Source organism: Frankia sp. CcI156, assembly GCF_001983015.1.
GTDB classification, from domain to species: domain Bacteria; phylum Actinomycetota; class Actinomycetes; order Frankiales; family Frankiaceae; genus Frankia; species Frankia casuarinae.
Genome location: NZ_MOMD01000003.1, coordinates 81608 through 98770 on the forward strand (window position 1 = coordinate 81608; position 17163 = coordinate 98770).

Below are 17163 nucleotides of genomic sequence, written 5' to 3' on the forward strand. Positions count from 1 at the left end.
CCATCGAGGGTCATTCCGGGATCGTGAGTACCACCTTTCCGACATGTCCGAAATCAGCCACATGCTGGTGCGCCCGCGCGACCTCGGTGATCGACAGCACCCGATCGATGACCGGCCGGATCGCCCCCGCCTCGATCRCCGGCCAGAAGTCGCCGCGGACACCGGTCACGATGTCGGCCTTCTCCTCGACCGGCCGCCCGCGCAGCGACGCGGCGTGGACCGCCGCCCGCTTGGTGAGCAGGGCGCCGAGGTTGAGCTCCCCTTTCACCCCGCCCTGCAGGCCGATGACGACCAGACGGCCTCCCACGGCCAGCACGGCGACGTTGCGGGCGAGATACGCCGCACCCATGTTGTCGAGGATGACGTCCGCCCCATGGCCGTCGGTGGCCTCGCGGATCCTGGCGACGAAGTCGTCGTCACGGTAGGAGACCGCGATGTGGGCGCCGAGCTCCCGCACCCTGGCCAGTTTGGCCGCGGTGCCGGCGGTGGTCGCGACCAGCGCGTTCGGACGCAGCGCGCGGACCGCCTGGAGCGCGAAGGTCCCGATGCCGGACGCCCCGCCGTGCACGAGGAAGACCTCGCGGTCACGCAGACCGGCGATGCCGAACACCGTGGAGTACACCGTGCAGGCGACCTCGGGCAGAGCGGCCGCCGTGATGAGGTCGACCCCGGCCGGGACCGGCAGCACCTGGCCGACCGGCACGTTCACCCGACTCGCGTAGCCGCCCCCACTGAGCAGCGCGCACACCTCGGCCCCGACCTCAACCCGGTCCACGCCGGCGCCGAGAACCGCCACCCGCCCGGAGCACTCCATCCCGATGATCTCAGAGGCACCGGGCGGCGGCGGGTAGAAACCTTGCCGCTGGAGCAGGTCCGCGCGGTTCACCGCCGTCGCGACCACCTCCAGGGTAACCTCGCCCGGCCCCGGGGCAGGAGGGTCCGCCACCGTCGACCAYGTCATGACCTCGGGCCCACCGGGCGCTTTCACCGTCACAGCATGCATCCGTCACACGCTACGGCTCCTCGGCACGCGATGCCGCGGCATCATCCGGCGTGCGGGCATGTTCATGCCRCGGCCGTACGGATGTTCCGGTKGGGTGGACGGACGCCGGCTCGGGCCTCAGACCGGCTCGGGCTCCGGTTGGGGTGCGCCGGGAACCGGCTCGGTGTACGGGGAGGGCTCGTGCGGAGCCGGCGGCAGGTCAGGAGCGTCGGGCAGGAGCGGGCCGGGATCATCCGGGATCGGGGTGTCCGGATCGAGCKGGGGCGGGGGACTCGGGCGATGGGGACGGACGGCCTCGGGCATCACGACAGACGGGGCAACCAGACCAGACCGGGTAAACAGACCAGACCGGGCGGACAGGGCAGCCGGACCAGACAGGGCAGACATAGATTTCGCCGTACCCGGCGGGCGTCGCGGCGGAAACATCGTCCTAGCATCCCATGTCGGCGGCTCGTCCCTCGCCGCGGCCTGGTCGCCGGTCACCCCGCTGGACCGGCGTCGCGCATCCGTGCGCCGCCCCGTCATCGCGGCTGTCCCGTCCGGATCTCGGTTCATCGGCTCGCATCTCCGATCCTATGCCGTCAAGTCCTATGCCCCTATGTCCTATAATGTGGCTDCCTCGGCCGGTCCGAGACGGGTTTGCCCCCGTGGCCGATGTCAACGCGCGCCAGGACCATCACCATGTGTGGCCAGCCCGACATCATCGGACCGAGGGTAAAGCCACTGCTTCGAGCGTATTAACAGTGACCGCCCCACTCGGCATCCAGGTACCACGACGCATACCMGATCGAGTCGCTACCGTCATATGCATATCGCCCTGAACTCATGGTTCTCTGCAACCAGTGACAGACGACCACAGCATCGGCTGTCCGGCCGGCGCCGCGGACGCGCCGGCCTCGACGGGCCCGGGGAGCGTGCCAGTGGAAGCGGTCGCGGCCGACGACGAGCCCGAACATCCCCATACCCAGGCGGAGTTTCATGCCTTCTTCGAGAGACATCACCGCGAGCTGAGCCGGTTTGCGTATCTCCTGACCGGCGATCACGACGTCGCGGACGACATCACCGCGGACGCCCTGACGGCCGCCTGGTCCGCCTGGGACCGGGTCCGCTCCGCGGACCTTCCACTGGCGTATGTCCGGCGGATCGTCGCCAACCTGGCGGCCGACCGGGTCCGGAAGGTCGTCCGCGAGCGACGCGGGCTGCTCTTCCTTGGTCAGCGAGCCGACCAGTCGGCGCGGATACCCGATCTCCCCGCGGTCATGGATCTGCGCTCCGCGCTGATGACACTGCCGCCAGGCAAACGTGCCTGTGTCGTGCTCCGCTACGCCTTCGACCTGTCGGAGATCGAGACGGCTCGCACGCTGGGTATCTCTGTCGGCACGGTGAAGAGCCAGACCGCCAAGGGAGTCGCCGAACTGGAGCGGATTCTCCAGAACACCGAGCTGCCGCCGGCCGGTGCCGCGGAGGTGGCGAGGCCACAGGTATCGTCCGGTCGGCCGGGCACATCACGCGGCGCCACATCCCGATCGGGCAGTTCCCGGATGAATGGCTCCCGGTCGGGCTCGGGTCGCCTGGGACGGCGGCGGGGCAGTGGTCAGTCCGGCAAACCGGCGGGTCCGAGCCCGTCGGCGTTCGCCCGCCTCGGCCGCGTCAAGCTATGGCCCTGGTGGCAGCAGCGAGTCGGCGAGGCATAGATGACGCAGAAGGCGCCCGGGGTTCCAGGAGCTCGATCATGATGCGCAGGGTGGCGCGGCAGCGCGGCGCGGCGAGCCTCCGGCCGATTGCCGTCCCTCCACTCCGGAGACGGGTGACCGCGTGATCAGCGACCACGGAACAGGCGACCGCGAAACCAGCAGCCCGAGCGCGGATGGTCGAGGGTCAGCCGATCGCGTCGGCGAGTTCCGCGGCGGCGACGGTCATGGCGGCGGCCTGGGGGAGCTTCCGTTCCCCGACCGACTCCGCGGCATKCTGAGCGCCGAGATGGGCCGGCACCACCCCGACTCCGATCGCATCCGCGGACGTGTCGCGGCGGCGGTCGATGCTCCCCTGAGCAGCACGATCATCCGCCCCCTCGGCCCGATCGGACCTGTCGGCCCGAGCGGTCCACTCAGCGCTAACGGACCACTCAGACCGCTTGGTTCGATCGGCTCCGGCACCCGGACCGGGGATGGGCGGATCATCACCCGGCAGCACCGCCTGGGCCGTACCGTCGCGAAGACCCCATCGAGCCGACGGCGCCGATCCAGCCGGTCCACCAGCCCCGACCGGCTCCCCCGGTCCCACCACTGGCCCCGTTCCCGGCGGCGCTCGGTCGCCCGACGCGGCACGATCACGGGGGCACTACTCGCCATCATGAGCATCACGGCCCTGACGGCCCTGGCCCTGCTGGGGCCGTCGGGATCGAACTCCCCGGCTCCGCCCACAACGACCGTCACGGCAAAGCCGCGGCCGTCCGCCACGCTGGTCACGACGTCTCCGGTCGTACGGACGCCGGTCACGTCGCCCCAGGCCACTGCGGCGGTTCCACCGGAACCGGCCAGGTCGAGCCCCGCCGGAACATCCGGGGTCAGCGCCGCCGTCCCGGACGCGACGAGCGATGCGAGCGCCGCACGGAGGTCCGCCGGCCCGGACCCGGCGGACCCGGGGTCCGCGAGCGGTGGCGGCGGCGCACCGTCACCGTCCGCGGGACCGTCCACAGGACCGTCCGCGAACCATGGTGACAGCAGATCCTCCCTGCCCGGCGGAACGTTCGCGGGCCTCGGCGGCGGGATCTACACCAGCACCGTCGCCCCCTTCCCCAGTGGATCACGGGTACGGCTTCCGGGCCCCGGCACTCTCGACTGGGTGCTGTTCGGGGGCTCGTGGGACGGTGTGCAGAACCGGGCCGCCATCGTGATGCCGCTGATCGACACCGGCACCCTGCTGGGCACGTCCGTGCCGTCATCCTCGGGATTCGACTGGACGGAGGGCACACCGGTCGCGACCGGTGTGGATGACACCGACCGGCTGTCCCTGCAGGGCTCGGCCCGGCTGACGGTCTTCGTCTCGCAGTCTCCGCTCACCCTGGACGTCCTCCTCGGATCCGGTTCCGGGCGGGTGCAGATCATCGTCACCTCCATCGGCGGCACGCAGACCTTCACCCAGACCCTGCCTTCACCGATCGCCGACGGCTCGGCCGATGGAGTGGTGAGCATCGGGCTGCCTGCCGGAATCGGCACGACGTCGGTCACCATCTCCAGCGGGGGCACATCGGGTTGGACGCTGGCGGCCGCAGTCCTGCGCTGACGGCGCGGGTCTGCGCCGGTTACGGGGGTCTGCACTTGACCATGCGGAACCACAGGCAACCATGCGGAAGAAAAATCTTCACAACGACGGCAACCAATCAACCTCCGTCGGACGACTGACAGATGAACGCCATACCGGCCCCCCGCGCCAGGAGGTCCGGCGGTGTTTCGGCCCGTTCGCTCCCCGGCTAACCCCCCCAGCCCGGCGGACGGGTCGCCAAGCGGCCGTCGACGGCGGCACGCGGGCTGGCCGGCCCGGCCAAGGTCGGCCAGCCCCTCGCGACCTCTCCCACGCCACCCGGCGCCCCGGTCCGAGTGTGAGTCCGGTCCGAGTGTGAGTCCGGTCGCGGGAAGGTGCCACGCGCCCTACGCCGACCGGCCGGGGAGAGGTAGCGTCAACCTCGTGCGTCGGCTGCTGTTGTCACCCTCGTGGATCGCGCGTCATCTCCTCGCGCTCCTCTTGATCGCATTCTTCATCCGCATGGGCATCTGGCAGCTGACGAAGGGCGAATCCCCGCAGGGATCGCTGCAAAACCTCTTCTACGGGGTCGAGTGGCCTGTCTTCGCCGCCTTCGTCGTGTACTGGTGGGTGAAGATGATGAAGGAGGATCTGGCACCCAAGGACACCACCGGGCCGCGGTGGGGTGCCCACGGCCGGATCGCCCCCGAGGCGCCCTGGCGACCGGATCTCGACAGGGGCCCCAAAATGCTGACGACCGGCGGCGCCGAGCAGTCCGCCGAGGACGACGAACTCGACGCCTACAACCGCTATCTCGCCTCACTGTACGAGCGTGACGCCCTTCGGGACGCCCTCAAGCACATCAACGGAGCCCGCTGATGACGGCATTGCCCGACCCCACCCGTACGGCCACCACAGGACGTGCCTCCGCGACAGCGATTCGCGCGTCCCTGCTGCGGTACYGGGCCATCGCCTACATCGTCGGCGTAGGGCTAATCGTGCTGGTGTGCATCGGTATGCCGGTGAAGTACATCGGCGGCAGCGACACGATCGTCGCGGCCGTCGGCCCGATCCACGGTGTGCTGTACATGGTGTACCTTGCCGCTTCCTTCGATCTGGCGAACCGTTGCCGGCTGTCCTCGACCCGGACAATCCTGATCATGCTTGCCGGCACCATCCCGTTCCTGTCGTTCTTCGCCGAGCGGCGGGTCACGTTCCTTGTGCGGGAGAGCCAGCTGTCCGCCGCCGCGGCTCCGGTCGGCCCGGCCACCGGGCCCACGAAGTCCGCGAAGCCCGCGTAGCACGCGCAGTCCACRCAGCACGCGCAGAGCGCCGGGAGACGTCGCCTCAGGACACGTCCGAGTCGACTCCGGCCAGGCGGAGCGCCGCCGGTGCGGGTCGGCGGAGACGGGCGGGCACGGCGATCGTCAGGACCTCACCGGCGGTGAGCCGCCGGAGCCGGGCCAACCGGGAGGGCGGAGCGAGTATCTCCGCGGACAGCACCTGGTCAGCCTCGGTACCGAAGGCAAACAGGCGCCCGTCCGACCAGGTGATCAGTTCGTCGGCCGTACTGGCGGGTCGCACGAGGACCAGCTGGGCGCGCCGCGGGTCCCAGACGATCGTCACCGTCCGCGTGGTGGACCGGAGCAACGCCCACTTGCCGCCGCTGCGGTAGGCGGCCGCCAGCATCCGGGCCGTCTCGTTTCCCTCGGGACGGCGAGGTGGACGATCCGCGATCACCACGAGCCCCGCGTCGTCGACCGCGATCGGCGGAGTCGGGTCCGCCCGCAGGTCCGCGGCGGTCACCGCCCCGAATGCTCTGTCGAGGTGGACACCGCGTGCGGCGGGCAGCCCAAACGACGATGAGGCCAGCATGGCGGTCAGGGACGCCCGCCGGACCTCCGCCCCGTCCAGCCGGACCAATCCGCAGACCGTCATCCGTTCCTCCGTCCTCAGCCCGCGATCCGCGATCCGCGATCCGCGATCCGCGATCCGATGACGCACGGCACGGACGGACTCCCGGCCGGATGATCGACACGGTGCGGCGGCGTTCACGGGTACTCCAGCGCTGGAACGTAGCAGTTTCTCGCCCGCCTCACCGGTCCGTTGCACGGAATCGCCGAGTGGTTCCGACCTTCGGTGCCGGGCCTCACCGTCATGATCCGGRCTCGGCCGGGACGGCGGCTCGAAAACACCTCGGCCGCCTACCGGCCGCCGATCGCCCGTGACCAAGACGTCCGGCGGAAACCGGCCGCATGCGGAGGAAGACCGCGGTCACGGGGGAGGACGGACTTAGGCCACGTTGGCGCCCGACGGCTCACGCTCCCGCTTGACCCGACGAGTCGCGATCACCGGATGAGCCGGGCAATCAACCAGATGCTCATCGAAGCCCTGCACCGTCGGCCAGGACTGGTGGCAGGACCCGCAATGGGTCGTGGCCGGATCGGTCCACCGCTCTTCGCAGCCGGCACAACTGGCCGTGACCGGGATATGCGCTGTCTTGTCGGGCTGCCGGCGACGAGAGACCTGGATCGGCAACGCCTGCTGGATGGCTTGTTCATCTGGGGAACGGAGTGTGACGGAAACCGCGCGTGGACGCCGAGGTGGGGTGATGGCRGCCGGGATCGCGCGAGGGGATGTCGACCGACGGGGRGGCACCCGGCCATCCTGTCGCAGACCTGCACAAGCGTCACGCAACCGGCTGTCGAGTGTTCAGGGTGATTGTCCTGCGGCAACGCTTCCGGAGCTCGCGAACCAGAGCGTTCCGCCCGGACGGGTCGTCATCGGCGAAGGCCGACCGCCGGCAGGAACCCGCGCCGGAAACAACCGTGCCGGGCCGAGCGACACCTGGAACATCGCCGGACAGGCAAAAAATAACTACTGACACACAGTAATATCACTAGACTGGCTATGGTCGAACGCAGGACGGACGCCATCGCCAGGGCCGGCGGTGAGGGGATCCCGGGCGTGAGTGCCGGCGCACTGCTGCGAGGGTGGCGGGAGCGACGCCGGATCAGTCAGCTCGGACTGGCGTTGCGAGCCGACAGTTCCGCCTGACGCATCAGTTTCATCGAGACCGGCCGCTCCATTCCGAGTCGCCCGATGGTGCTGCGCGGGCCACGTGCCCGTCGGTGCGGAACCGGATGAGCAGTTCCTGCCTGTCGCCGAGGYCGATGGTGCAGGATCCGTACATCGGATCGGAGTCGACCAGGCCCAGTCCCGCGAAGCAGGCCCAGTCCCGCTCAGAAGGGTTCGGCCTGCGGGCGACTGCGGCCCCCRCGCGACGAGCTTCTCCTGGAGAGAGATTCCCGCTCCTACACGCCCACCCACAAAGTGCGCTTCGTGAGGCGGCTGAAGCGTGGAGGGTCAGTCACGGTTCACGGTCTCCACACCGTCGCTCACCCTCCACATTTCCCGCCGGGCCCGCATCCGCCGGGCCCGCTCGACAGCCATTACAGGGACGCTATATGTCCACCTGCTGCGCTCAGCGAGGCAGAAGGCAGCGGGGACGGTGGCTGTGATCCCCGGTCACGTCCCAGCGTGCCCATTTCGTGCCCACAAGGATCTTCAGGTGTTCCAGGCTGATCGTCGCCAGCTGTCTCCGGCGACAAAAAGCCTGGCAAAGCGGAGGGCGTGGGATTCGAACCCACGACGAGGATCACTCCCCGTAGCGGTTTTCAAGACCGCCGCCATCGGCCACTAGGCGAGCCCTCCCAGCCTGCGACTTTAACCTTATCGTAACATTTTTCCTCCGGCTCGATACAGGCACGGTACAGAAACGCCGAAGGACGCCCGGTAGGCGCCCTCACGCCTCCCATTCTAGCCGTCCGCCCGCCGTGCGGCAGCGAGCCGACTGCACCGCATCCTGCTCCCCTCCGTCGAGCAACCGCGCATACGTCCGCCAGATCACGGCAGGGCTGTTACCCGCCCGCTCCGCAGCCTGCTGCACGCTGACCCCGTCCATCAGCCAGCCCGAGATGCAGCTRTGACACAGGGAACTGTCTTACCTCATGCTGTCAGACAGGGTGGCCGGCTACTCAAGGTCACTGATAGCGGCGCGGTGCGATCTCGCCGAAGCCCTGGATATAACGTCAGACCTATCCGGAGAGACATCAGAACCGCGAACACTGAGCAAGGTAGCCGCGTGCCCAGTCAGAACATCGCCGTCGGGCCCTCGTCGGCGCGCGAGTCTCTCCGCGGGCCGCGCCCGTGACTGTTCTCCMCGTCCCCGTCGGTCACCGACACACGCCCACAATCAGACCAAGGTTCTGCGAATGAAGCGCAAGCGACCGTCACCTCGTGGCTCGGAAGGCGACTTCTCCGTCGTCTACAGTGCTCTGGTAGCGGCAGCCCTGACCGCACTCTGTACAGTGGCCGCCATCCTTCTCGTCGCCCCGCACGCCCGGCGCGCTGTTGCCGTGTGCGGCCTCGTCGCGGCGGTCACGGTCGGCCTGGCCTGCGCCGAGATCCGCCGCCGCGGGCACGAGATCGTCCATCTGCGCCGTCGGCAGGCCGCCACCGAGCAGGAACTCATGCACCGCCTGGAGATACAGGAGGCCGAGACCAGCCGCCTCGCCGTCGAGGTGCTGCCCGCCGCGATCAGTCGGCTGCACCGCGGCGACTCGGTCGAGGAGGCGCTGTCCGGCTCGAGCCAGTCGCCCGCCCTCGGCGCCGCGTTCATCAAGGCGCACGACGACGTGGTCCGCTCGGTCCTCGAAGCGGTCAAGGCGGAAGAGGACCTGCGCGACTCCTCGCAGCGCGCGTTCGTCAACGTCGCCCGTCGCGTCCAGGCCATCGTGCACCAGCAGTTCCAGGATCTGCGCGAGATGGAGGAGCGGCACGGCGGGAACCCCGATGTCTTCGACGACCTGCTCCGCCTCGACCACGGCACCGCGCTGATCGGCCGGCTCGCCGACTCGCTCGCCGTGCTCGGCGGATCCCGCCCCGGCCGGCAGTGGCAGCATCCGGTGCCGCTGTTCAACGTGCTGCGCGGCGCGATGTCCCGGATCATCGGCTACCAACGCGTCGAACTGCACTCGGTGGTCGAGGTCGCCATCTCAGGACCCACCGTCGAACCGCTCATCCACGCGCTCGCCGAGCTGCTGGACAACGCCACCCGGTACTCGCCGCCGCAGACCCGCGTGCACATGACCGCGGTCGAGGTGCAGTCCGGGATCGCGGTCGAGATCGAAGACGGCGGCGTCGGCCTCGGCGAGGAGGCCCGGCTGCGCGCCGAGCGGGTGCTCGCCGAGGTCAAGTCGGGCCTCGACCTCGCTGACCTCGGCGGGAACCCGCGCCTCGGCCTGTCCGTGGTCGGTCGGCTCGCGCAGACCCACCGCTTTCAGGTCTCGCTGCGGCCCTCGGCGTACGGCGGCGTGCGCGCCGTGCTGATCATCCCACGTGACCTGGCCACCGCCGTGCCGCTGTCCGCGGCCAGCCCGGGCGCCGCGGTCCGGCCGAACCCGAACACGCCGATGCCCGCCATCGCCCTGGAGTCGGAGGAGCCGCAGCGCATAAAGATCAACAACAACGGCCTGCCGCAGCGCAGGCGCGGCGTCACCGCCCCGCTCAACGGGAGCGGCAGCCAGCGGAGCCTGACCGCGCCGCGCGGGCCGCAGTCCGCCGCCCCGCCCCCGCCTGTGTCGAGTAACGCATCCGCTCCCGCCGCCCCGCCCCCGCCCGTGTCGAGTAACGCATCCGCTCCCGCCGCCCCGCCCCCGCCGCCCGGGCTGTGGCTTGCCGCGTTCCAGAACGCGGTCTCCGGCGAAAGCACGAGCACCCAGCACGCTTTGACTGACGATGCGTCGAGTAAGGAAAGCGAGTAGCCGATGGACCACCTGCGGCCCAGCATGGACTGGATGCTCAAGGACCTTGCGGAGAGCGTGCCAGGCACCCGGCATATCATCGTCCTGACCGCGGACGGCCTGCGCATGGCCCAGTACAACACGGATGTGGACACCGCCGACCGCCTCGCGGCCGCGTGCGCCGGACTGCAGAGCCTGTCCGCCGCCGTCGGCGCCGAGTTCCCGCAGGGGGACAAGCGGATGCGGCTCGTGGTGATCGAGGTGGGCGGGGGATTCTTCTACCTCATGGCGGCCGGCGCGCGCGCATACCTCGCGGTGCTGGCCGACGAAGGGGTGGACGCGGGGTTGATGGGACAGCAGATGCGCAACCTGGTCGCACGTATCGGTGAGCATCTCACCAGTCCGCCGCGGATGGAGGAGAGGACGGCCGGGTGACCCCGTCCCCGATCAACGACGCGTCCTGCGCCTGGGAGCAGGGCGGTCCCGAGCGCCTGTACGTCCTCACCGGCGGGCGCGGCGCCTCGGGCCGCCGGGCCGACATCGACCTGGTCACCCTCGTGGTGGCGCGGGCCGCGGGCCGGCCCGAGATGCAGCCGGAACACGCGTCCATCCTGCGCATGTGTTACTGGCCCCTGTCCATGGCGGAGATCTCGGCCTACCTCAAGCTGCCGTTCAGCGTGGTCGCCATCCTGGTCTCCGACCTGCTCAGGGACTCGCTCGTCGAGGTGCGCGCCTCGGTGCGCATGGAAGGAATCGGCGATCCTGAACTGCTCAAGGCGGTGATGAATGGACTCCAGAGGCTCTGAGTTGGCCGTCGGACCGGCGCGCGAGGACGCGCTGCCCGCCTCGGCCGCCACCGCGGTCAAGATTGTCGTGGTCGGCGGGTTCGGCGTCGRCAAGACGACCCTGGTCGGCTCCGTCAGCGAGATCAGACCGCTGACGACCGAGGAGACGATGACCGAGGTCAGCATCGGGGTAGACGACGTCCGCGGGGTCGAGCAGAAGGATGCGACCACCGTGGCCATGGACTTCGGCCGGATCACCATCAACGAGCAACTGGTGCTCTACCTGTTCGGCACGCCCGGACAGCAGCGCTTCTGGTTTCTGTGGACAGGCCTGTTCGAGGGAGCCCTTGGCGCGGTCGTGCTGGTCGACACCCGGCGGCTCGAGGYCAGCTTCGACGTCATCGGGCGGCTCGAGGACGGCGGCGTGCCGTTCATCGTGGCCGTCAACGTCTTCCCGGACGCCCCGAACCACCCGCTGGACGAGGTCCGTGCCGCGTTGGATCTGCCGGCCGCCGTGCCGATCGTCGCGTGCGACGCGCGCAGCCGGGCCTCGAGCCGGGACACCCTGCTGGCCCTCATGCGCTACCTGTACTGGCTGTCCACCCAACCCGCGGCCCCGGTGGCCGCCTCGGCCGCCACGGAGTAAGTGTGTCAACACCCATTCCCGAAGCAGGCGCGGAATCAGGCGCTGCGATCCCGCCTCCGGGGTGTCCGGCGCACGCGGCCTTCGCGCAGGATGCCGTACGGACCGCGCTCTACGGCCCGGAAGCGCAGCACGATCCCGGCGCGGTCTACGAGAAGCTCCGCGCGGAACACGGCGGGATCGCCCCGGTGGAACTCGAGGGTGGCGTCCCGGCCTGGCTGGTGCTCGGCTACCGGGAGAACATGGAGGTCGCTCGCACCCCGAGCCGGTTCACCCGGGACGCCCGGCTCTGGCGGGACTGGAACGAGGGCAGGATCGCCGYGGACGACCCGCTGCTCCCGCTCATCGGATGGCGTCCCGACGTCGTGTCCTACGATGGCGAGGAACATGCGCGGCTGCGCGCCGCGGTCAACGAGTGCCTGACCAGGTTCGACCGGCACGGCACCCGGCGGCACGTCCAGCGCTACGCGAACCAGCTGATCGACGGCTTTGTCGAGGACGGCCGCGCGGACCTGGTGACCCAGTTCGCCGTTTACCTTCCGATGCTYGTGCTGAGCCGGCTGGTCGGCCTGAGCGAGGGGTACGGCCGGAAACTGGTCGAGGCCATCGTCGGCATGGTCAGCGGCGGCGAGGATGCATACGCGCACAACCAGTACATCATCGGCACCCTGCGGTCGCTGACCGAGRAGCGGCGCAGGGCCCCTGCGCACGACCTGGCGTCCTGGTTCGTTCAGCACCCCTCGGGGCTGAACGACGAGGAGGTACTCAACCACCTGCGCCTCGTGATCGTGCTGGGCTACGAGGCCACGGCGAACCTGGTCTCGAACACGCTGCGGATGGTGCTGACCGACCCCCGCTTCCGCGCGTCGCTCGCTGGCGGGCTCATGACGCTGCCGGACGCGGTCGAGCAGATGCTGTGGGACGATCCGCCGCTACTGGTCTGCCCGGCGCGGTTCGCCACGCACGACATGCATTTCGCCGACAAGGAGATCCGCGAGGGCGACATGCTGCTGCTCGGCATCGCGGCAGGCAACGCGGATCCGGAGATCCGTCCGGATCTCGGCGCGCCGATGCACGGCAACCGCTCGCACCTGGCGTTCAGCCGGGGCCCGCACGAGTGCTCGGGACAGGAGATCGCCCGCGCCATCACCGACACCGGCGTCGACGTGCTGCTCAACCGGCTACCCGACCTGCACCTCACGGTGCCGGAGGAGCAGCTGACCTGGACCGCCTCGACCTGGTCCCGGCACCTTGACGCGCTCCCGGTCAAGTTCGCCCCGCAGTGCCGCCCCGTCCCGCAGTCTGCGCCAGCCGCCCCGGCGTTCTCCGCCCCGGTGGTCGAGCCGAGCGCCGCGAAGGACGCGCTGGCGGCGGTGGCCGAGGCCGACGCACAGGCCAGAGCGGACACCCGCCGCGGCTTCTGGGCTTCGCTGGGCGGCATGTTCCGCGGTCGACGCTAAGGGTTCACGGTCGGCTGACGTACCGCCGAGTGGCGCCCGGGAATCGCTCCCGGGCGCCGCTCTTTTGTTTCCGACACGCCGTCAGACCGCCTGCGGCGAGGTCAGCATGCGAGAGATCTCCTCGCGCGGCGGATCCGTGTCCATCAACAGTTCGTTGACCGCCGCCCACGCCTGGTAACCCCAGTTCCAGTCGTCGACGATCCTCGCACCCATCCGGGCCTGGGCGCGTTCTGTGTCGGTGAAATGCAGCACGTCGAAGGCCGTGTCAAGGCGCTGCTTTGTGGTGTGTATCGACTGGTCGAGCGTCCGCATCTCCTGCTCGCAACGGGCTCTTGCCTCCTGCCAATCGCAGCCGTCCTGGTCTCGGATGATCGAGATCAGATTGCGCGGGTCGTCGCGCTTCGCGTCGCGGACCGAGGAGTAGACGTCGTTGCAGTACACGATGATGTCGCTGGCTAACCTGCGCAGCAGTCGCAGCTGGGTACAGTGGTGGATGTGCGGCGCCAGATAGGTGAAATTCATCTTCTCGCCGAACACCAGGCACAGCGGCACCGCGCCGTTTCCCAGGCGTAGTTCCAAGTACTCTTCGACCGTCGTGTCCATCCGCCGGTCCCGCATCGCCGCGTAAGTGGCCTGCGTGTTGAAGTACCATTCCCAGTGCTCGCTGACCCGAGCCACCCACTGGTCCGGCGAGCTGACGATCTGCCGCGCCCACAGGTCATGGAAGATCATCCCCATGAGGGACTTCGCGGGTCTCCCGTAGAGAATCSCGGTGAGCTCCGCGCTGATGACGTTGATGCGGCTGATGTCCGCCGCAAGGTCGTCGGTGAAGTCGTCGTAGATCCGGAAGAAGGCGTGGATGTCGTAAGCGAGTTCCAGCTCCGGCAGCGGGGCCAGAGGGTACACCCAGGCCGAAAGCGTGGCGTACCTCTCGGCCCGGGGCGTGCAGACCTGGAAGCGGGTGAGCCATTCGACGGTGTGCGCCAGGGCTTCGGCAGCGTTCTCGTTCGGCTGCCAGGAGCGCGCAGCTTCGTGCACTGTGAGGATCTGCTCGCCATTCATCGCGTCTCGGCCTGTCTCCTGGCAAAGATGGTGATCATGGATCGCGAGCATCTGGCAGTTTCGGACACTTCTGCGCCTCCAGGTCAGGGGAACCACGTCCTATCAGATCCAGGTACCACGATGATCCCAGAAGTGCGAAGTATCATGTCGCGGATTCGGGCCGTTATGGAGGGCACCTCGGTCGTGGTCCGTTGGAGGGTCCTCAGGTGGTGCCGTTGCGACCGATCACGCTGCCGAAGACATGAGTGTGCCCGATCCTACCGCCAGAGGTTCTGTGCCGCCCAGCTTCGGGACCTGCTTACAGCTGGGAGGTCCAAGGGTTGACGAGTGGGACGTCCATGGCGGCGAAGTCGGCCTCGTTGCGGGTGACGAGCGTGAGGCTGTGCACCTGGGCCGTGGCGGCGATGAGCGCATCGTGGGCTGGRCGCCGGTCGGGCACGTGAAGTCGCGCCGCCGAGCCGGCGACGATCTGATCGACGTCGAGCAGCCGGCCTGCGTATGCCGGGAGCACGTTCTGATCGAGCCATGAGTCCAGGACGGCCGCCTGGCGGGCATCGCGCCATCGCTTGTTCTCAATGCCAGCCCGCAGCTCTAGCAGGGTGATGACGGAGAGGAAGGTATCCGATGCTGACAGGCTCGCGGCCCAGCCGTTGAAGCGGTCATCGCGGCGTTTCGCGGGCTTACGGAGCTCGGAGATGACGTTGGTGTCGAGTAGGAAGCTCACAGGTCGACCTCGCGCAGCGAGTCCCGCGGCCGTAGGGGCTCGAAGTCGATCTCCTCCTCCAGAACGAACGCGTCTCCCAGGCTGCCCGCGGTTCCGGTGAGCCGCTGGTAGTCGGCGAACGACAGCAGGACGTGTGACGGCCGACCGTGATCCGTGATGATCACCGGACCGCTGGCGGCGGCCCGCTTGACCGCGCTCACGTCACGGTTGAACTCTCGCGATGAGACCATGGTCACCACGACCACCCCCCTGGTAGGTACGTACCTACAATATGCGCCGAACGTCGTTCGCGCGGCCAACCGCTGAAGCCAGCTCGCGCCCTTCGATGTGGCCAGGGTCGCGTGGCCGGGCGACCGGCTTGCTCACCAGACCTGGTGACCATCCAGGATGAACCCTCGTCGCCGGCAAGGTCGGCCTGAGCAGTCGTCCCTTGAATTTCTCACTCCAGATATCACAGACTTCAAGTGGTACCGTATTTGAAGGCTGGAGCCAGGCATGGCCCCTGGAGTCAGGCATGGTCCCGCGGATCGAGATCGACGACGAGGTCTTCAAGTGCCTGCAGGATCAGACTGCGCCCTTCGTCGACACCCCGAATGATGTCCTGCGTCGCGTCTTGGGGCTCTCCGCTCCAGCGGTGGCCAAAGAGCCGGGCGCGGCCCGTCCGCCTGGCAATCTCGCGAAGCTTGTGAACGCCGGGCTCGTGAAGCCCGGGGGGACGGACTGACGCATGTCCGCAAGTGAAGCGGCGCGACCTACCAGGGGCTCCGACGCGGTGCATCCGTCGCCGTCCACCTGGACGACATCGACTTCACCAACGCAACTCTCACCCYCCGCTGGCAGTTCGTCCAGATCGGCTACGCCACCCAACTCGCCAAGCCGAAATCCGACGCCGGGGACCGTGTCATCTCCCTCGACCCCGACACCCTCGCCGTCCTGAAAGCCTGCCGCACCCGCCAAAACGCCAACCGGCTCGCCGCCGGAACCACCCGGCCGAACAACGGCCTCGCGTTCACCCACCCCGACGGCACTCCCATCCACCCCGAACACCTCACCAACCGCTTCCACACCCTCATCCAGGAAGCCGACCTACCCCCATCACCATCCGCGGCCTCCGCCACGGCGCCGCCACCCTCGCCCTCGCCGCCACCCTCGCCCTCGCCGCCGGCGCCGACCTCAAAGCAGTCCAAGAACTCCTCGGCCACTCCACGATCATGATCACCGCCGACACCTACACCCACATCCTCCCCGACCTCGCCGCCGAGATCGCCCGCAACACCGCCCGCCTCATCCCCCGCACCCGCAGCCCCCAGGAGTACCCCCGACACACCACCACGATCGACTAACCCGGCACCGCCCCTCCGCCCCATCGGGGCGGAGGGGCAGCCACGAGCCACCACAACCCGCCCACCCCACCAGCCGACGCTCCATCCACACCCCCACAAACCGCACCGACACCCCGACCACCACCCCGAGGACACACAGTTCGGTATCATGACTCTCGCAGGGCCGTTAGCTCAATTGGCAGAGCAGCCGGCTTTTAACCGGCGAGTTCAGGGTTCGAGTCCCTGACGGCCCACACTGGTGGATTTTTCGTACATTTCTGAAGAGCTTATCAGACTCACATTGTCGAGCTTTTGAAGCTCCGGTAATTCGTGGATCCTGTACCAGCTCGATCTCTGGATGTATCCATTCAGGGTACAGGTTCCAGCACCCCTGAATGGATACCTGCCCGTCAGAGTCACGGAGGCGGCCCGGTGGTTCTCGTGGTCGTTCCCGGCGTGCGCGCGCACRCCTGTCGTGGTCGTTCCCGGCGCGAGGCGGCAGGTCGGTGTGACCCGACACCGCCGGGGCATCCCGTCAGGGTGAGCAGACACACCCGCCGGGGTCGAACCGACAGCAGTCAAACCGACAGCAGTCGGGCTGACGGCAGTCGGGCTGACGGCAGTCGAACTGACCGGATGAGCGGGAATCGTCCGGCCGGGGGCCGCCGAGAGGACGACCGCACGCAGCCCGACCTCGACGACACGACCGCTGACGCGGTTGGCAAGCTCAGCGAGGCGCTGGAGTGGGTTGAACGGGCCCGCGGGGCGCTCTACGAATTCCATCAACTCTCCGGACGGGCCGATCTGATCCTCGCGGAGGCGATTAGCGGTCTGGAAGACGCCGGCCACCCCCAGCTGGCCGCCTATGTGCGCCGGGAGCTGCACGGACGCAACGTCCTCGACGGGCGGTGGACCTTCCAGATCATCGAGGAGTACGACGACATCTACTACCGCCCCTTCGTTGCCGTGGACGAACAGGTCCGGCTGCGGCTCACCGGTGGGAGGCGCCACGTCCACGAGGCTCGCATGAAGGCTCAGGAGCGGGCCCGCGCCGGTCGGGACCTGTGGGGCCCGGGCGCCTGACCTACGGTCCACCGAGCGTCCACATCAGGACGAC

19 protein-coding genes and 2 tRNA genes are annotated in these 17163 nt (G+C 68.9%); 14 read left to right on the forward strand and 7 right to left on the reverse strand.

The window, feature by feature from the left end; all coding sequences use genetic code 11:
• Window positions 1–10: 10 nt before the first annotated feature.
• The gene (locus CcI156_RS01915) at window positions 11–1003 is read right to left on the reverse strand and encodes an NAD(P)H-quinone oxidoreductase (protein ID WP_076804109.1); all 993 of its coding nucleotides are present in this window, start codon (window positions 1001–1003) and stop codon (window positions 11–13) included.
• Window positions 1004–1917: 914 nt separating this feature from the next.
• Between CcI156_RS01915 and CcI156_RS01925 the strand changes: the two genes are divergently transcribed.
• From CcI156_RS01925 to CcI156_RS01940, 4 genes are all read left to right on the forward strand, one after another.
• The gene (locus CcI156_RS01925) at window positions 1918–2697 is read left to right on the forward strand and encodes a SigE family RNA polymerase sigma factor (RefSeq protein WP_235463006.1); all 780 of its coding nucleotides are present in this window, start codon (window positions 1918–1920) and stop codon (window positions 2695–2697) included.
• 658 nt (window positions 2698–3355) lie between these two features.
• Window positions 3356–4288, forward strand: a complete 933-nt coding sequence (locus CcI156_RS01930; protein WP_023840741.1) for a hypothetical protein — start codon at window positions 3356–3358, stop codon at window positions 4286–4288.
• Between the two features lie 402 nt (window positions 4289–4690).
• Window positions 4691–5125, forward strand: a complete 435-nt coding sequence (locus CcI156_RS01935; RefSeq protein WP_049761022.1) for a hypothetical protein — start codon at window positions 4691–4693, stop codon at window positions 5123–5125.
• Complete coding sequence (locus CcI156_RS01940; RefSeq protein WP_076804111.1) at window positions 5125–5547, forward strand: DUF3817 domain-containing protein; 423 nt, start codon at window positions 5125–5127, stop codon at window positions 5545–5547. The genes CcI156_RS01935 and CcI156_RS01940 overlap by 1 nt, the downstream gene beginning before the upstream one ends.
• A 46-nt stretch (window positions 5548–5593) precedes the next feature.
• On the opposite strand, the gene CcI156_RS01945 is transcribed toward CcI156_RS01940, so the two are convergent.
• Complete coding sequence (locus CcI156_RS01945; RefSeq protein ID WP_023840742.1) at window positions 5594–6184, reverse strand: hypothetical protein; 591 nt, start codon at window positions 6182–6184, stop codon at window positions 5594–5596.
• Between the two features lie 972 nt (window positions 6185–7156).
• Between CcI156_RS01945 and CcI156_RS24405 the strand changes: the two genes are divergently transcribed.
• Window positions 7157–7303 (forward strand): hypothetical protein, encoded by a 147-nt coding sequence (locus CcI156_RS24405; RefSeq protein WP_198030930.1) that lies wholly within the window; start codon window positions 7157–7159, stop codon window positions 7301–7303.
• A 568-nt stretch (window positions 7304–7871) separates the two neighbouring features.
• Here the strand turns inward: CcI156_RS24405 and CcI156_RS01955 are convergent.
• Window positions 7872–7960, reverse strand: a tRNA-Ser gene (locus CcI156_RS01955).
• 91 nt (window positions 7961–8051) lie between these two features.
• On the reverse strand, window positions 8052–8195 hold the full coding sequence (locus CcI156_RS26110; protein ID WP_198030927.1) for a hypothetical protein: 144 nt from the start codon (window positions 8193–8195) through the stop codon (window positions 8052–8054).
• A gap of 325 nt (window positions 8196–8520) precedes the next feature.
• Here CcI156_RS26110 and CcI156_RS01960 point away from each other — a divergent pair, with 325 nt between their 5' ends.
• From CcI156_RS01960 to CcI156_RS01980, 5 genes are read left to right on the forward strand one after another with little or no spacing between them, the layout of a single operon-like run.
• Window positions 8521–10071, forward strand: a complete 1551-nt coding sequence (locus CcI156_RS01960; RefSeq protein ID WP_011438684.1) for an ATP-binding protein — start codon at window positions 8521–8523, stop codon at window positions 10069–10071.
• A gap of 3 nt (window positions 10072–10074) precedes the next feature.
• Window positions 10075–10485 (forward strand): roadblock/LC7 domain-containing protein, encoded by a 411-nt coding sequence (locus CcI156_RS01965; protein ID WP_023840687.1) that lies wholly within the window; start codon window positions 10075–10077, stop codon window positions 10483–10485.
• Window positions 10482–10856 (forward strand): DUF742 domain-containing protein, encoded by a 375-nt coding sequence (locus tag CcI156_RS01970; protein WP_011438686.1) that lies wholly within the window; start codon window positions 10482–10484, stop codon window positions 10854–10856. The genes CcI156_RS01965 and CcI156_RS01970 overlap by 4 nt, the downstream gene beginning before the upstream one ends.
• Window positions 10837–11481 carry an ATP/GTP-binding protein gene (locus CcI156_RS01975; RefSeq protein ID WP_076804112.1) on the forward strand — a complete coding sequence of 215 codons (645 nt, stop codon included), beginning with the start codon at window positions 10837–10839 and terminating at the stop codon, window positions 11479–11481. The genes CcI156_RS01970 and CcI156_RS01975 overlap by 20 nt, the downstream gene beginning before the upstream one ends.
• Before the next feature lie 2 nt (window positions 11482–11483).
• A complete protein-coding gene (locus CcI156_RS01980; RefSeq protein WP_076804113.1) occupies window positions 11484–12938 on the forward strand; it encodes a cytochrome P450 in 1455 nt (484 codons plus the stop codon).
• Window positions 12939–13019: 81 nt separating this feature from the next.
• Here CcI156_RS01980 and CcI156_RS01985 read toward each other — a convergent pair whose 3' ends face one another.
• The 3 genes from CcI156_RS01985 to CcI156_RS01995 all read right to left on the reverse strand — a co-directional run bounded on the left by CcI156_RS01985 (window position 13020) and on the right by CcI156_RS01995 (window position 14954).
• Window positions 13020–13976: a terpene synthase family protein gene (locus CcI156_RS01985; RefSeq protein WP_254847236.1), complete on the reverse strand. Its 957-nt coding sequence runs from the start codon at window positions 13974–13976 to the stop codon at window positions 13020–13022.
• A 322-nt stretch (window positions 13977–14298) separates the two neighbouring features.
• Window positions 14299–14724, reverse strand: a complete 426-nt coding sequence (locus CcI156_RS01990) for a type II toxin-antitoxin system VapC family toxin (protein WP_023840685.1) — start codon at window positions 14722–14724, stop codon at window positions 14299–14301.
• Window positions 14721–14954, reverse strand: a complete 234-nt coding sequence (locus CcI156_RS01995; RefSeq protein ID WP_011438691.1) for a type II toxin-antitoxin system Phd/YefM family antitoxin — start codon at window positions 14952–14954, stop codon at window positions 14721–14723. The genes CcI156_RS01990 and CcI156_RS01995 overlap by 4 nt, the downstream gene beginning before the upstream one ends.
• A gap of 284 nt (window positions 14955–15238) precedes the next feature.
• On the opposite strand from CcI156_RS01995, the gene CcI156_RS02000 reads away from it, so the two are divergent.
• The 4 genes from CcI156_RS02000 (at window position 15239) to CcI156_RS02015 (ending at window position 17129) form a co-directional block, all read left to right on the forward strand.
• Window positions 15239–15448 (forward strand): negative regulator of replication initiation SeqA, encoded by a 210-nt coding sequence (locus tag CcI156_RS02000; protein ID WP_023840683.1) that lies wholly within the window; start codon window positions 15239–15241, stop codon window positions 15446–15448.
• 487 nt (window positions 15449–15935) lie between these two features.
• A complete protein-coding gene (locus CcI156_RS27365; protein ID WP_023840682.1) occupies window positions 15936–16067 on the forward strand; it encodes a hypothetical protein in 132 nt (43 codons plus the stop codon).
• Window positions 16068–16227: 160 nt separating this feature from the next.
• Window positions 16228–16300, forward strand: a tRNA-Lys gene (locus tag CcI156_RS02010).
• Between the two features lie 382 nt (window positions 16301–16682).
• Window positions 16683–17129: a hypothetical protein gene (locus CcI156_RS02015; protein WP_023840681.1), complete on the forward strand. Its 447-nt coding sequence runs from the start codon at window positions 16683–16685 to the stop codon at window positions 17127–17129.
• The last annotated feature ends 34 nt before the right edge of the window (window positions 17130–17163 follow it).

Bases quoted from the DNA above. Each gene is read 5' to 3' on its own strand.
- CcI156_RS01930 (WP_023840741.1), top strand. From the start codon at position 3,356: ATGAGCATCACGGCCCTGACGGCCCTGGCCCTGCTGGGGCCGTCGGGA.
- CcI156_RS01945 (WP_023840742.1), bottom strand. From the start codon at position 6,184: ATGACGGTCTGCGGATTGGTCCGGCTGGACGGGGCGGAGGTCCGGCGG.
- CcI156_RS24405 (WP_198030930.1), top strand. From the start codon at position 7,157: ATGGTCGAACGCAGGACGGACGCCATCGCCAGGGCCGGCGGTGAGGGG.
- CcI156_RS01960 (WP_011438684.1), top strand. From the start codon at position 8,521: ATGAAGCGCAAGCGACCGTCACCTCGTGGCTCGGAAGGCGACTTCTCC.
- CcI156_RS01965 (WP_023840687.1), top strand. From the start codon at position 10,075: ATGGACCACCTGCGGCCCAGCATGGACTGGATGCTCAAGGACCTTGCG.
- CcI156_RS01995 (WP_011438691.1), bottom strand. From the start codon at position 14,954: ATGGTCTCATCGCGAGAGTTCAACCGTGACGTGAGCGCGGTCAAGCGG.
- CcI156_RS02000 (WP_023840683.1), top strand. From the start codon at position 15,239: ATGGTCCCGCGGATCGAGATCGACGACGAGGTCTTCAAGTGCCTGCAG.
- CcI156_RS27365 (WP_023840682.1), top strand. From the start codon at position 15,936: ATGATCACCGCCGACACCTACACCCACATCCTCCCCGACCTCGCCGCC.
- CcI156_RS02015 (WP_023840681.1), top strand. From the start codon at position 16,683: ATGAGCGGGAATCGTCCGGCCGGGGGCCGCCGAGAGGACGACCGCACG.